This is a genomic window from Mangrovitalea sediminis (genome assembly GCF_002514725.1).
In the GTDB taxonomy this organism is placed as follows: Bacteria; Pseudomonadota; Gammaproteobacteria; order Pseudomonadales; family Oleiphilaceae; genus Mangrovitalea; species Mangrovitalea sediminis.
Map to the genome: position 1 here is coordinate 1216883 of NZ_NTLB01000001.1, position 13573 is coordinate 1230455.

The window sequence follows — 13573 nt, forward strand, 5'->3', positions numbered from 1 at the left end:
TGGGCCCTTGGCGGCGAGCACACCTGGCTGTGTGTATTGGATATTTTTCACGGTGGATATTTTTGATGGCTGAGAGTCCTTCGTCTTCTGATATCGAAAAGATTCTGGGTGCCGGGCAGCATCGTGGCTCCCACTGGGCGCGCCGCCTGATCGTGCTGTTGTTACTGGTCGCGGTGATCGGCGGCGGCCTGTATTGGTGGCGGCAGGATCACGAGCAGACCGTGCAGTACGTGACCCAGCCCGCCAAGCAGGGAAACCTGACGGTGACGGTGCAGGCAACGGGGTCGTTGCAGCCGGTCAACGAGGTGGAGGTGGGCACCGAGGTGTCGGGCACCGTGAGGACCGTCGACGCGGATTACAACCAGCGGGTGAAGGCCGGACAGGTGCTGGCGACGCTGGATACCGATCAACTCCAGGCCCAGGTACGGCAGTCGGAAGCCGCGCTGCAACTGGCCAATGCGCAGGTTGCTCAGGCTCAGGCAACCTTGACCGAGACCCGGCAACAGCTGCAGCGGGCGCAGGATCTGCTCAAGCGGGGGTACAACTCCCAGAATCAGATCGATACCAGTCAGGCGGCCTATGCCAGGGCGCAGGCGCAGCTGCTGATTGCGCGGGCGCAGGTAGCGCAGGCCAAGAGTCAGTTGGATGCGAACCGGACGGCGTTGTCTAAAGCGGTTATTCATTCGCCGATCGACGGCATCATCCTTCAGCGCAAGGTGGAACCGGGGCAGACCGTGGCAGCGGCCCTGCAGACGCCGGTCCTGTTCGTGATCGCGGAAAACCTGGCGCAGATGGAGCTGCAGGTGGCGGTGGACGAGGCGGACGTGGGGCAGGTCAAAGATGGTCAGGAGGCCACCTTCACTGTGGATGCGTATCCGAAGCATGTCTTCCACGCGACCATCACCCAGGTGCGCTATTCGCCGGAAACGGTCGACGGCGTCGTGACCTACCAGACCATCCTGGCGGTGGATAACAGCGAGGGTCTGCTGCGGCCGGGTATGACCGCAACGGCGGATATCGAAGTGGCGCATGCCAAGGATGCGTTGCTGGTGCCCAATGCCGCGCTGCGTTTCACACCGCCGGCGGTGGTGGCACAGGAAGCCAACAGCGCTCAGGCGATGGCCGATACCCAGAATTCGACAGCGGTGCCGGTGCGTGACCGGGTGTGGGTCCTGCGGGATGGCAAGCCGGTGGCGCTGACGCTGAAGACGGGATTGAGCGATGGTCGCTATACCGCCGTTACATCGGACCAGGTGAAGCCCGATATGGCGCTGTTGGTCGATACGACAACGGCAAAAGCCAAGAAGCGCTGAGGCGGAGATCGGTATGACCGAAACGGTACCGGTGTTGGCGTTGCGCGGCATCACCAAGGTCTACGGGATGGGGCAGGCAGCCATGCAGGCGTTGCGGGGAATCGACCTCGACATCAACGAGGGTGAATTTGTCGCCATGATGGGCCCCAGCGGCTCGGGCAAATCGACCTGTATGAACATCCTGGGCTGCCTGGATTCGGCGACCGCCGGCGAATACCGCTTCCGGGGTGTGGAAGTGGGCGGGCTGGACCGCAATCAGCGGGCGCGGCTGCGCCGTCACTTCCTGGGGTTTGTTTTTCAGGGGTTCAATTTGCTGGCGCGGACTTCGGCGCTGGAAAACGTCGAGCTGCCGCTGATCTATCGGGGCACTCCTGCGGCGGAGCGTCACAGGATGGCGATGCAGGCGCTGGAGGATGTCGGGCTGAGCGAATGGGCAAGGCACAAATCCAACGAGTTGTCGGGTGGACAGCAACAGCGGGTCGCCATTGCCCGGGCCATCGTTACCCGGCCCAGCGTCCTGCTGGCGGACGAACCGACCGGGAACCTGGATTCGGTGCGCAGTATCGAGATCATGGAGTTGCTGGCACGCTTCAATCGCGAGATGGGCATCACCGTGGTGATGGTAACCCATGAGCCGGATATGGCGGAGTACGCACAGCGCATCGTGCGCTTTCGTGACGGATTGATCGACACCGGCGAGGGAGGCGACAGCTGATGTGGTGGAATGCCCTGCTACTGGCCCTGCGGGCCATCCGGCGAAACGTCATGCGCTCGGTACTGACTGTCCTGGGGATCGTCATCGGTGTGGCGGCGGTCATCGCGATGGTCAATCTCGGTGGCGGCGCCACGGCCAAGGTGTCCAACCAGATTACCAGCCTGGGTACCAACCTGCTGATCGTGCGGCCCGGCCAGCGCGTGGGGCCGGGTGAAAGCTCGGTCGCTCCACCCTTCAAATACAAGGACCTGGAGGCCATTCGCCGCGACGTCTACGGTATTGCAGCTGCAGCGCCGTCGGCCTCCAGCTCCATGAAGGCGATCTTCGGTAACCTGAATCATGCCACCACGGTGCTGGGTACCGACAACGCCTTTTTCTCGGTCCGTAACTGGACTTTTGAGGAAGGCCGCGATTTTAGCGACGCCGAACTGGCGTCAGGTAAGGCGGTCTGCGTGATCGGGTCAACGGTCAGGACGGAACTGTTCGGTGCGCAGGATCCAATGGGTGTGGATATCCGTCTGGGCAAGTTCAGCTGTACGGTGATCGGTTTGCTGCAATCCAAGGGACAGGGCGCGATGGGGATCGATCAGGACGACCTTGTGGTGATTCCCCTGCGTACCTTTTGGCGAAGGGTGGCGGGAAACCAGGACGTCTCGATGATTCAGGTGTCGGCGCGCGATGGCGTGTCGACCGCCAAGGTAAAGGCGGATATCGATCGCCTCCTGCAGGAGCGCCGCCATATCGGCGCGAACGAGGACGACGATTTCCAGGTGCGCGACATGAAGGAAGTTGCAGATGCCTTCAACAGCACCATGGGAGTGCTGACGGCGTTGCTGGGCGCAGTAGCTGCGGTGAGCCTGCTGGTCGGCGGCATCGGCATCATGAATATCATGTTGGTGTCCGTGACCGAGCGTACCCGGGAAATCGGCATCCGCCTGGCCATCGGCGCAATGGCCAGGGAAGTCCTGTTGCAGTTTCTGGTGGAGTCGGTGGTCCTGTCGTCCCTGGGCGGCGTGTTCGGCATCCTATTGGCGTTGCTGGCATCCTGGGGACTGGCCCGTGGCTTGAATGTGCCGCTGATCATCAATGTGCCGATGATTGTTGTCGCCTTCCTGTTTTCGGCCCTGGTCGGTGTTGTATTCGGTTATTTCCCCGCGCGCCGGGCGGCGAAACTGGACCCCATCGAGGCCTTGCGGCATGAATAGGAGGCAGTTGCGCCTCTGGACGGTGATCCTGGCCTTGGGGCTATTGAGCGGCTGCGCCTGGCTACAGAATACCAGCGTGCTCTACCGCTCACCGGCGCCTGGCGAGCCGCGGTTTCATGTGGTGGGCGTCTATCGGGGTGATGCGCCGTTGGACGTACCGGGCAGTCTCGAATACGACGGCTGTTTCAATTTCTTCGACCCGGATTGCATGCCCACCTTCATGCACCAGACGGTCTACACCGTGGATGTCATGCTGACGGATAAGGGCGGGCCGGTGACGCTCGGCCTTTCCGCCTATGACCGTACCGAGTGGCATCTCAGGCTGGCGCCCGGCGTGGTGTTGAAGCGGGTGATCCTGAGTGGACGCTATCCGCAGACGATCACTGGCGTACCGGAAGGGATCGAGGTCGATATCCATACGGATGTCGCATCGGATTGCGCCTTCTGCCGGACCCTGCCCGGCGACTTCCGCTACTTCGACCTCTTCAACTACCGCCAGCCGGCGGCGCTCTATGCCCACTTTGTGACGATTCCCGTGACCTCCTTCCAGGGGGCCTTCCAACTGGGCGATTTCACGGTGCCGCCGCTTCAGAAGTGATGCGGTTTCGGCTTATGCAACCTTTTGCTGGTTTGACCTGCCCATGATCCCGGCGTCAACGTCACACCGGTAACACCCTGATCGCTTGGGCTGCTCGGGCCCTTATGGACGATGATGTCAGATCGGGAGGATACTTGGCAGAGATCGCTGTTCCAGGAGTTGATCATGCGTGTACTGACCCTGTGCCTGACGTTGTTGTTGACGGCCTGTGCATGGCAGCCGGTTGTCGATGTCTATCGGCAACCGGCGCCTGGCGAGCCGCGGTTTTACGTGGTGAGTGTCTTCCGGGGTGTGCCGACACCGGAGGAAAAGATCCGGTACGATTTCGACTACTGCAATTGGAATCCGCGGGATCCGGACTGCATGTCGATCCTGATGCATCAGGTGACCTATGTCGTCGATGTCCAGGTGAAGGATACGGCGGGCCCGCTGACGCTGGGACTCTCCGCCTACGACCGCACATTGTGGCGACTGCATGTGGCACCGGGTGTCGACCTGAAGCGGGTGATCCTCAGTGGACGTTATCCCCAGACGATCGAGGGGGTACCGGCGACGACGCAAGTTGACCTGAAAACCAGTGCCCGTTCCGAATGCAAGCGCTGCACGGAGCTGCCCGGCGACTATTCCTACCTGAAGCTATTCGACTACCGGCGACCGGCGGCGCTGTATGATTGGACGGTACCGTTACCGGTGACCGCTTTTCAGGGGCGTTTTGAAGGCGGCTCATTCACGATACCGCCGCAGCCTGAACCATGACTTGAGCGAGGCTGTTGCGAGGAACCTCGTGCCTTGCGAGTATCAGCGTTCGGCGCAGGTTGGAGATAGGTAATGCATTCACGGATCCAGGCACTGGAAGCGATGCTGGCCAAGGGCCAGGACAACGCGATGCTTCGCATGACGCTCGGCAAGGCGATGGCGGACGAAGGCCGGGGCGAAGAGGCCATCGATCACCTGCGGGCGGCTGTCGCGCAGGACCCCGGCTATTCCGCGGCGTGGAGCCTGTTAGGCAAAGTGCTGCTGGACCAGGGGCAGAAAGACGACGCACGCAAGGTTTGGGTGCAGGGGCTGGATGCCGCGCGCGGGAAAGGCGATATGCAGATCGTGCGAGAGCTGGAGGTTCGCCTGCGTAAGCTGGACCGGTAGACGGGTAATCAGTCGCCGGCCCTGGTCCAGGACAAAGGGTCCAGGTCGAAGAACTGTTGCAGTTGCCGATACAGCGCGGGGTGTTCGCGATGCAGCGCCCGCGGTCGCTCGAAAAAGGTTTCGGTAACGACCGCAAAGAACTCTGCCGGGTTTGTGGCGCCGTATGGGTCGATCAACTCACTGTGCCCCTGTTCGAGGGTTTTCTGCAGATTATCGAAGGCCTTTGAAAACACCTGACTCCAGGTCCGCAGGGCGTTGGAGCTGCGCAGCATGGGCGCGCCGTCCGCACTGCCGTCCGCCTGATCCAGTTGGTGCGTGAATTCGTGAATCGCCACGTTATGGCCATGCTGGTGATGACCGGCTCCCGCTACGACATCCTCCCAGGACAGGATCACCTTGCCCCGTTGCCAGGAATCCCCCAGATGCACGCCGCTGCTCTCTGACAGCACTTCACCTTCACGGTGGATATCCGGCACCCGGTAAGCGCTCGGGTAGACAAGGATTGCTCGCAGATCATCATAGAACGACAGCGGCAGGTTGAGTATCAGCAGGCAGGCTTCTGCCGCAATGGTGACACGCATGGTGTCTGTCACGGTCAGGCCCGCGCAGCCGTAAAAACGCTTCTCGTCGAGGAAAACCTGAATCAGGGGTCGCAAGCGTGCCTGCAGGGGTTCGGGAAGGTGGCGATAGACCCAGACATCCCGGTCGAGAATCGTCTGCCAATCGGCCGGAAAGGGCTTGGCCATGACACGTCGGCGCCGCCAGGAACGATAACCGAACAGATAGAAGAAGCTGGCGCTGAGCAATACTGCGACACCCAGCGCATAGAGCGTCAGTGACATAGAGGACCTGTTGGTAAGCAAGTCCCTACTTTACCGTTAAACCCCGTTGTGGTGCTAAAAAAAGACCGGGAAACCGGAGCAACCTGGTTTCCCGGCCAAGTACGGGGATCAGATGACGAGCCAGGCGAGCAGGTACAGCGAGTTGTTATCGCTGGCTTTCGTGGTCGTGCCGTCAAACTTGGTGTAATCGCGGTACTGGATGGAAAGATCCAGGTTTTCCCAGGGGAAGACGCTGATCTCACCGATAAAGCCGCTGTTGTTCAGGTTGTCGTTACCGGTTGTGGTATTGAACCAGGCGATCGCCGGGCGCCAGCGGCTGTCAATATTGAACTCGGTGTCGATCCGGCCGGTTTTCCAGCGTCCGTCCTGACCTTGCGAGTAGTTGCCGCTGCCATCGAGGTCCGTGCGAGCCTCGTCGGTATAGTTGCCATGGACGATCAGCGAGTTATTCGGACCAGCGAAAGGCATTTCGTATTGGAAGTCCACCGCCCGGTCGAAGTAACGCGAAGTCGGGCCCCCGATACCGTTACCCGAGGATGTTGCCTGGGCTTGCGGATAGACCTTCGCGTAAATGCCGTAGGTGCCGATCATCAGGTAGCTGTTATCGAAGTTATGTTGCCAGGCCAGGCGCCAGTAGGGGGCTGCGTTGTCGATGGTGTTGGTGCTGCCCACGGTGCCGTTGACGAAGGCTGAGCGGTACAGGGCCACGTCCGCGTAATAGGTGTTGTCCAGCATGCCGTAGGTGCCCAGGCCTGCCACATTCTGGCCGAGCGACTCGATAAAGGGTGCAGCGGTGGCACTGGGAGCGACGCTGGAGCTGGCCCACGGAAAGCTCCAGACCGGCGTGCTGTTCCAGAGGTCTTCCACGGTCGGATTATTGTTGAGGTCGACGCCGTAGGTCAGGCTGTGATCCTCTCCGAGGGTGGTGGACTGGGCCATGCGGACGTCGGCGTTGTCCATGGTGAAGCCCGCGTCACCCTGGGAATGGGTGAGCTGTACGAAGAGGCCGATATCCGGCGTGACACTGCCGCCGAAGAACAGGCTCAGCTGATCGGGAAACTGGACATCGTTGTTCTGCTGGTTCGGCTGCGACTTGCTGTTGTGCGTCGACGAAACCTGCACCATCGCGGACATGGGCGGAATACCGACCAGGGACAGCTGGCTGGATGAGGTCGCACTGGATGTCTGCGTCACCTTGTTGATGGCGGACAGCACATAGCCGCTCAATTTGAACTGGCGCCCGAAGCTGTTCAGGGCCGGAAAGTTACCGTTATGGCACGCGGTACAGGGGAGATCGGTTTGTCGCGCAAACGCTGGAATGGCTTGGACATTGGTGGTCGTGATGAGCAGTCCTAACAGACTGAAGCATCCCAGCCACAGACGGAGTCGGTGAATGACGGTCATGGTGAAGCTCCCACTAATATTTTATGAGTTGTGATGTCCCATGGATTGGCTATCACGACACCGTTTATGGTCGGTGTATTACGGCTGGCACGTATTGATGCCGGTCAACGATTGTCGGTCAGCAGGGTTCTCCACTCCGCTGCGCGGCCTTATTTCATGATGCAGATCAACTTCATGCGGCCGCCCTGTCTTGGAAAAGGTGTTTCAGGCCGTCGAAATCGTTTGCCGGAGACGTACTCAAAAGTGTCTGCCGGATGTCGAAATAATGCGGTATAACGTCGATGCGGCGTTCGCTTGAGTTTGTGACCTGCAAAGCTGCTGCGTGCGGCCGGGCAATGATAAGCTGGCTACGTTTTCTGCCTGACGAATGAGAAGGACAGACTCGATGAATGCAGTCACTGAACCCGGTGTCGGGTTGTCGGAAGACGAACGGCTGGTGTCGGCTAACGGCATTCAGCTTTGTGTCCAGGAAATGGGCGATCCCGGTGGCGAACCGTTGCTGCTGATTATGGGTCTGGCGTCCCAGATGACCCTGTGGCCCGATGCGCTGCTGCAAGCCTACGTGGCGGCAGGATTCCGCGTCATCCGGTTCGATAACCGGGATATTGGGCGGTCCGAGGAGATCAAGGCGCGTATCGAAGGCTCCCCCTATGCGGCCATGCTGCGATACAAGCTTGGCTTGTCGGTACCGGCGCCCTATACGTTGCATGATATGGCGGCGGATGCGATCGGACTGCTCGACGCCCTGGAGATCGACAGCGCACACGTGGTGGGTGTTTCCATGGGCGGCATGATCGCTCAGGTGCTGGGGGCAACCGCCGCCGAGCGGGTACGGAGCCTGACCCTGATAATGACCTCCACCAACAGTCCGCGCACACCACTGCCGGACCCACGTGTCATCTGGCACCTTCAGGGCGGTGGTGTGCAGGGGCATCATGAAGCGGCCGTGGTTCAGCGTGGCCTCAATTTCTGGCGCACCGTGCAGAGTCCCGCTTATCCGGCGTCTGAAGCGGAGGTCCGTGAACGGATTACATCGGATTACCGTCGCAGCTATCGCCCTTGGGGTATCCTGCGTCAGATGAGAGGTATCCTGGCGACCGGTAGCCTTGAGCCGCTGACCCGGACGATCCGCGTACCGACGCGAATCATCCATGGCGATGCCGACCCATTGGTGCGACCTGCCGCCGCGCGTCGCCTTAATCACCTGATTCCCACCGCCGACCTCAACTGGCTGCGGGGCATGGGCCACGACCTGCCGGCGCGTCTGCTCGACGATATTGCCCGTCTTACGATCGATAACGCCGAACGGGCATAATGTCGGTCATGGGCGTAGGGGCTAATTCGCGTTACGCTGTCGTGGTCAATCCGGTGACGCCGGGCAGAGGAGGTGCGGTATGCGTGTGATCTTGCTTCTGGCTTTGTTGCTTGCGGGCTGCGCCAGTCCCGTGACCATCGATTACGATAACGCTGTGTCTTTCGCTGGTTATAGGACCTACGCCTTTGCCGCACCGGACAAGGCTTCCCAGTACCAGACCCTGGATGGACGGCGTATCGAGGCGGCGATCAACCGCGCTCTGCAGCTCAAGGGGCTCAAGCCGGTCGCCGTTGCCGATGCCTCGCTGATCGTCCACTATCGGATCGAAGAGGAAAAAAGCCTGGATACCACCGGATGGGGATTCGGCTTCGGAACCTTCCACGATCCACTGGGCTTCGGTATGGCGACCACACCGCCGATACAGGAGCGTAAAGAAGGAAAACTGGTTGTCGAAATGGTGGATGGCAAGTCTCACCAGTCGGTCTGGAAGGCCGCCGGGCGCCGGTATCTGAACGAAAATATGTCGCCCAAGGAACGGACCGATCGCATCAACGAAATCGTTCACGATATGTTTCAGCGGTTTCCGCCCTAACCGTTCCGTTGTTACCCTGCCCTATTCCACCTGAGTTGCTGTATGCGCCGGGAGACGGATGATCTTCCGGCCACCAAGATGTCCTGTGCCGGGGAGTAGCATGGCCTATCTCTATCTTGCCGTTGCGATTGTTGCCGAAGTCGCTGCAACCAGCGCCCTCAAGGCCTCCGAGGGGTTCAGCCGGTTGTGGCCCAGCCTGATCGTCGTTGTTGGTTATGGATTAGCGTTCTTTTGCCTGGGACAGGTGCTGAAGACGCTCCCTGTCGGCATCACCTATGCCATCTGGGCAGGGCTGGGCATCGTCCTGGTGACCCTGGTTGGCGTGCTGTTCTATCGGGAAATACCGGATTGGCCTGCCGTTCTGGGTATGGGGTTGATCATCGCCGGGGTGGCAATCATCAACCTGTTTTCGCGTTCAGTGGGGCATTGAACGCCGTCCCTTTCCTTCACTGACCGCGAATCGTGCCTGACAGGTCCTCGGCCAGTTCTGCCCAATGGGTATCGATACTGCGCTCGAAATGCAGGGGGCTGATGGCGACAAAGCCCTGGCGCAACGTATCCACGTCGCTGCCTGGGACCTTGACGTCCGAGGCCGCATGGCGGAAGCCGAGCCAGTAGTAGGGTTGATCGCGGCTGTCGCGGCGGGCGTCAACCTCGACGCCGGAAATACCGCCTCGCGCAGGGCGGCAGAAGCGCACGCCAGCAACGTCGTGGGAGGGAATGTCGGGGAAATTGATATTCAGGCAGACGTCGTCAGGCCAGCCGCGCCGGCTCAGTTCGTACAGCAGCGGTGGCGCCAGTTGCGACGAGGTCGACCACTGAATGGCATCGCCGTCCCGGAACGCCTGGCTCAGGGCGATCGAAGGAATGCCCAGTAGGAGGCCGGTCATGGCGGCGCCGACGGTGCCCGAATAGCCGACGGCATCGCTCAGGTTGGCGCCGCGATTGATACCGGACAGAATCAGGTCGGGGCGCCGGTCCCGCATCAGGTGTTCCACCGCCATCAGCACACAATCGCTGGGGGTACCGGACACGGCATGGTGACGGTCGTCCGAGGAATAGAGGCGCAGGGGCTGGTGCAGGCTGACACTGTGGGAGGTGCCGCTCTGATCCGACTCCGGGGCGACCACCCAGACATCGTCCGAGAGCGTCCTGGCAACGTCTTCGAGAATCGTCAGGCCTTCGCCGCGGATGCCGTCGTCGTTGGTGATGAGTATGCGGCCAATGGGTTTGCCGTTGGGGCTGGACTGCGTCACTGGGGAACTCCTCGTATTCGGATCGGTGCGATGGTCAACCGCTTTGTGCCAGCGACCAGCCTACCTCAGCCAGCAGACCGGCGCGACGTCCGACGTCCAGGGCGTCGCGATTACTGGCGTTGCCCTGCAGGGCCCGGGCATAGACGCCCTGCAGGATGGCCGCGATGCGGAACAGGGAAAAGGCCAAATAGAAATGCCAGTGTGGAATGTCCTGGCGTCCCGTACGTTGGCAGTAGGCTTGCAAAAACTCGGATTCGCCGGGAATGTCCAGCGCCGTCAGGTCCTGGCCGATAAGTCCGCGGATGCCTTCGATGCCGGTGGGCAGATGATAGGGCATGCAACAGTAGGCAAGATCGGCCAGCGGGTGGCCCAGGGTCGACAGCTCCCAATCGAGAACGGCGACCACGGTTGGTTGTTCCGGATGCAGCAACAGGTTGCCGAGGCGGAAGTCGCCGTGGGCGATGGTGGTCTCCTCCTCTTCGGGAATGTTGTCGGGGAGCCAGCGTATCAGGCGTTCCATGGCCGGAATTTCGTCGGTCCTGGAGGCTTCGTACTGACCGCCCCAGCGTTTTATCTGGCGGGCGACATAATGTTCTGGGCGCCCGAAGTCGTCCAGACCAACGGCACGCCAGTCGACCTGATGCAGGCGGGCAAGCGTGTCGGCCATGGCCATATAGACCGGACGCCGCTGGTGGCTTTCAATCTCCGCCAGCTCGGGGTGGGGGCAGACGCGACCTTCCACATAGTCCATGACATAGAAGGGGGTGCCGATCACCTCGCTGTCCTCGCACAGCAGGCGGGCGCGGGGGACCGGCACCTCGGTGTCCGCCAGGGCGCTGATCACCCGGTATTCACGCTCGATCTGGTGGGCCGATGGCAGCAGGTTGCCCGGTGGCTTCTTGCGTAGCACATAGCGGTGACCGCCGGCTTCCAGCAGAAAGGTCGGATTGGACTGGCCGCCCTGAAACTGGCGGAGCTGTACCCCCTCTTCGCAACCCGGCAGGCGATCCTGCAGGTAGGTCTGCAGGGCCTCGGTATCGAAACGGTGTGCCGGTAACACATCCACCAGATCAGGCATGACTTCCCCCTTACGAGATGGTTTCGCCACCGTCGGCCACAATCACCTGGCCGGTCACGTAGGCGCTGGCGTCGCTTGCCAGGAACAGGGCTACGCCGGCGATATCGTCCGGTTGGCCAATACGGCGCAATGGTGTGTTCTGCTCGGCACGATCCCGCCAGTCGGGGTTCTCGAGTAACGCCTTGGCGAAGTCGGTCTCGATCAGTCCGGGGGCAATGGCGTTGATACGAACGCCCCTAGGCCCCCACTCCACTGCCAGATGGCGGGCCAAGCCTGCTTCAGCAGCCTTGGACACACCATAGATGCCGATGACATCGTTGCCGTGCAGGCCGGCGATACTCGACAGCAGGATCACCGATCCCCCTCCCTGCCGGGCGATTTCCGGCAGGGCCCGGTTGCACAGCCAGAAGGTGCTGCGCACGTTGGTATTCATGATCTTGTCGTAGGCTTCGTCGGTCATGTCGGCGATGGGGCCGTAGACCGGGTTGGTGGCAGCGTTGCACACCAGGATATCCAGGCGCCCCCATTTTTCGAGGGTGGCATCCACCAGATGATGCAGCTGCTCCTTGTAACCCACATGACAGGGCACGGCCATCACTGTCAGCCCTTCCGCTGCCAGTTCGCCAGCAACTCGCTCACAAGCATCCGCCTTGCGGCTGGATATGACAACCTTGGCACCGGCCCGGGCCAGGTGTTCGGCGATGGCGCGTCCGATACCGCGGGTGGAGCCGGTGACGATCGCCACCTTGTCCTTGAGATCGAACATCTTGCGTCTCCCACTCAAATTGTTATTGTCGAGGGTCCATAGGCGACGGCGTTTCCCGTCTACTGATGGGCGCGTAACTCGAGTTTGGCCAGGGTTTCGCGGTGCACCTCGTCCGGACCGTCAGCCAGACGCAAGGTCCGCGAGTTGGCATAGGCGGCGGCCAGGAAAGTGTCCTGCGATACACCGGCGGCACCGTGAACCTGGATGGCGCGGTCGAGGATGCGGCAGGCCATGGCGGGCGCAACCACCTTGATCATGGCGATTTCGCGGCGGGCCACCTTGTTACCCACCTTGTCCATGCGGTCGGCAGCATGCAACGTCAGCAGGCGGGCCTGATCGATTTCGCAGCGGGAACGGGCAATGTCCTGACGCAGTCCGCCCAGTTCTGCAATCGGTCCCCCAAAGGCAACGCGTTCGTTGGCCCGTTTGCACATCGACTCCAATGCCCTTTCGGCAACGCCGATCAAGCGCATGCAATGATGGATCCGGCCCGGCCCCAGGCGGCCTTGTGCGATTTCGAATCCGCGACCCTCACCCAACAACAGGTTGCTCGCCGGCACGCGAACATTGTCATAGAGGATTTCGGCATGGCCGTGCGGAGCGTGGTCGTAGCCGAAAACCGACAGGTGTCGTTCGATCTTGACCCCGGGCGCATCGAGCGGCACCAGGATCATGGACTGCTGCTGGTGCTTGGGTGCGTCGGGATCGGTCTTGCCCATGACGATGGCGATCTTGCAACGGCTGTCGTTGCCGCCGGAGGACCACCACTTGCGGCCGTTGACGATGTAGTGATCGCCGTCGCGACGGATTTCGCACTCGATATTGGTGGCATCGGAGGAGGCAACGCCCGGTTCCGTCATGGAGAAGCAGGAGCGGATCTCGCCATTGAGCAACGGCTTCAACCATTGATCCTGCTGTTCCTTGGTGCCGTATTGGGCGAGGACTTCCATGTTGCCGGTGTCGGGGGCGGCGCAGTTGAATACTTCCGGTGCGAGGTGAGAGCGGCCCATGATTTCGCACAAGGGCGCATATTCGAAGTTGGTCAGACCGGCACCGAACTCGTTGTGGGGCATGAACAGGTTCCACAGGCCTTCTTCCCGGGCGCGGGCCTTGAGTTCTTCCAGGATGGGCGGCGGCGTCCAGTGGTCGGTCTGGGCCTGGTGCTGCGCGTCAAAAACGCTTTCATTAGGGTAGATATAGGTGTCCATAAAACGCAGCAGTTTTTCGCGGAGCGCATTGGTGCGGTCGCTGAACTCGAACATGGGCCTCTCCTTATCAGGAAATGGACGGTGGGGCTGGGTGCGAGGGCAGCGTCGATCTCACACCGAAGCAAGGCCTGAATCTGG

14 protein-coding genes and 2 pseudogenes are annotated in these 13573 nt (G+C 61.1%); 10 read left to right on the forward strand and 6 right to left on the reverse strand.

All coding sequences use genetic code 11. The annotated features are described in order from the left end of the window. Positions 1-65 precede the first annotated feature (65 nt). The 7 genes and pseudogenes from CLR77_RS05675 (at position 66) to CLR77_RS05700 (ending at position 4974) form a co-directional block, all read left to right on the forward strand. Positions 66-1313: an efflux RND transporter periplasmic adaptor subunit gene (locus CLR77_RS05675; RefSeq protein WP_097459573.1), complete on the forward strand. Its 1248-nt coding sequence runs from the start codon at positions 66-68 to the stop codon at positions 1311-1313. A 13-nt stretch (positions 1314-1326) separates the two neighbouring features. After that, entirely contained in the window at positions 1327-2028 is a 702-nt protein-coding gene (locus CLR77_RS05680) for an ABC transporter ATP-binding protein (protein ID WP_097459574.1), read from the forward strand. A gap of 50 nt (positions 2029-2078) precedes the next feature. Next, positions 2079-2735, forward strand: a pseudogene (locus CLR77_RS20545) (ABC transporter permease); the annotation flags it as partial. A 126-nt stretch (positions 2736-2861) separates the two neighbouring features. Then, positions 2862-3233, forward strand: a pseudogene (locus CLR77_RS20550) (ABC transporter permease); the annotation flags it as partial. Further along, on the forward strand, positions 3226-3831 hold the full coding sequence (locus CLR77_RS05690) for a hypothetical protein (RefSeq protein ID WP_143269364.1): 606 nt from the start codon (positions 3226-3228) through the stop codon (positions 3829-3831). The pseudogene CLR77_RS20550 and the gene CLR77_RS05690, both read left to right, overlap by 8 nt. Before the next feature lie 165 nt (positions 3832-3996). Next, the gene (locus CLR77_RS05695) at positions 3997-4587 is read left to right on the forward strand and encodes a hypothetical protein (RefSeq protein WP_097459577.1); all 591 of its coding nucleotides are present in this window, start codon (positions 3997-3999) and stop codon (positions 4585-4587) included. Between the two features lie 72 nt (positions 4588-4659). Further along, entirely contained in the window at positions 4660-4974 is a 315-nt protein-coding gene (locus CLR77_RS05700) for a tetratricopeptide repeat protein (protein WP_097459578.1), read from the forward strand. A gap of 8 nt (positions 4975-4982) precedes the next feature. Here the strand turns inward: CLR77_RS05700 and CLR77_RS05705 are convergent, their stop codons facing one another. Both CLR77_RS05705 and CLR77_RS05710 read right to left on the reverse strand, forming a co-directional pair. Then, a complete protein-coding gene (locus CLR77_RS05705; RefSeq protein WP_097459579.1) occupies positions 4983-5816 on the reverse strand; it encodes a M90 family metallopeptidase in 834 nt (277 codons plus the stop codon). A 108-nt stretch (positions 5817-5924) separates the two neighbouring features. Beyond that, entirely contained in the window at positions 5925-7220 is a 1296-nt protein-coding gene (locus tag CLR77_RS05710; RefSeq protein WP_097459580.1) for a hypothetical protein, read from the reverse strand. Positions 7221-7605: 385 nt separating this feature from the next. Between CLR77_RS05710 and CLR77_RS05715 the strand changes: the two genes are divergently transcribed. From CLR77_RS05715 to CLR77_RS05725, 3 genes are all read left to right on the forward strand, one after another. After that, on the forward strand, positions 7606-8535 hold the full coding sequence (locus tag CLR77_RS05715; RefSeq protein ID WP_097459581.1) for an alpha/beta fold hydrolase: 930 nt from the start codon (positions 7606-7608) through the stop codon (positions 8533-8535). A 79-nt stretch (positions 8536-8614) separates the two neighbouring features. Beyond that, a complete protein-coding gene (locus CLR77_RS05720) occupies positions 8615-9127 on the forward strand; it encodes a DUF4136 domain-containing protein (RefSeq protein WP_097459582.1) in 513 nt (170 codons plus the stop codon). Between the two features lie 100 nt (positions 9128-9227). Continuing rightward, the gene (locus CLR77_RS05725; RefSeq protein ID WP_097459583.1) at positions 9228-9557 is read left to right on the forward strand and encodes a DMT family transporter; all 330 of its coding nucleotides are present in this window, start codon (positions 9228-9230) and stop codon (positions 9555-9557) included. A gap of 16 nt (positions 9558-9573) precedes the next feature. Here the strand turns inward: CLR77_RS05725 and surE are convergent, their stop codons facing one another. Genes surE through CLR77_RS05745 form a run of 4 tightly spaced genes read right to left on the reverse strand, consistent with a single transcriptional unit; the run spans position 9574 to position 13489 of the window. Next, complete coding sequence (gene surE, locus CLR77_RS05730; protein ID WP_097459584.1) at positions 9574-10383, reverse strand: 5'/3'-nucleotidase SurE; 810 nt, start codon at positions 10381-10383, stop codon at positions 9574-9576. A gap of 34 nt (positions 10384-10417) precedes the next feature. Further along, positions 10418-11461 (reverse strand): phosphotransferase, encoded by a 1044-nt coding sequence (locus tag CLR77_RS05735; RefSeq protein WP_097459585.1) that lies wholly within the window; start codon positions 11459-11461, stop codon positions 10418-10420. Positions 11462-11471: 10 nt separating this feature from the next. Next, positions 11472-12227: an SDR family NAD(P)-dependent oxidoreductase gene (locus tag CLR77_RS05740; RefSeq protein WP_097459586.1), complete on the reverse strand. Its 756-nt coding sequence runs from the start codon at positions 12225-12227 to the stop codon at positions 11472-11474. A gap of 59 nt (positions 12228-12286) precedes the next feature. Further along, positions 12287-13489, reverse strand: a complete 1203-nt coding sequence (locus CLR77_RS05745; protein WP_097459587.1) for an acyl-CoA dehydrogenase family protein — start codon at positions 13487-13489, stop codon at positions 12287-12289. Positions 13490-13573: the final 84 nt, after the last annotated feature.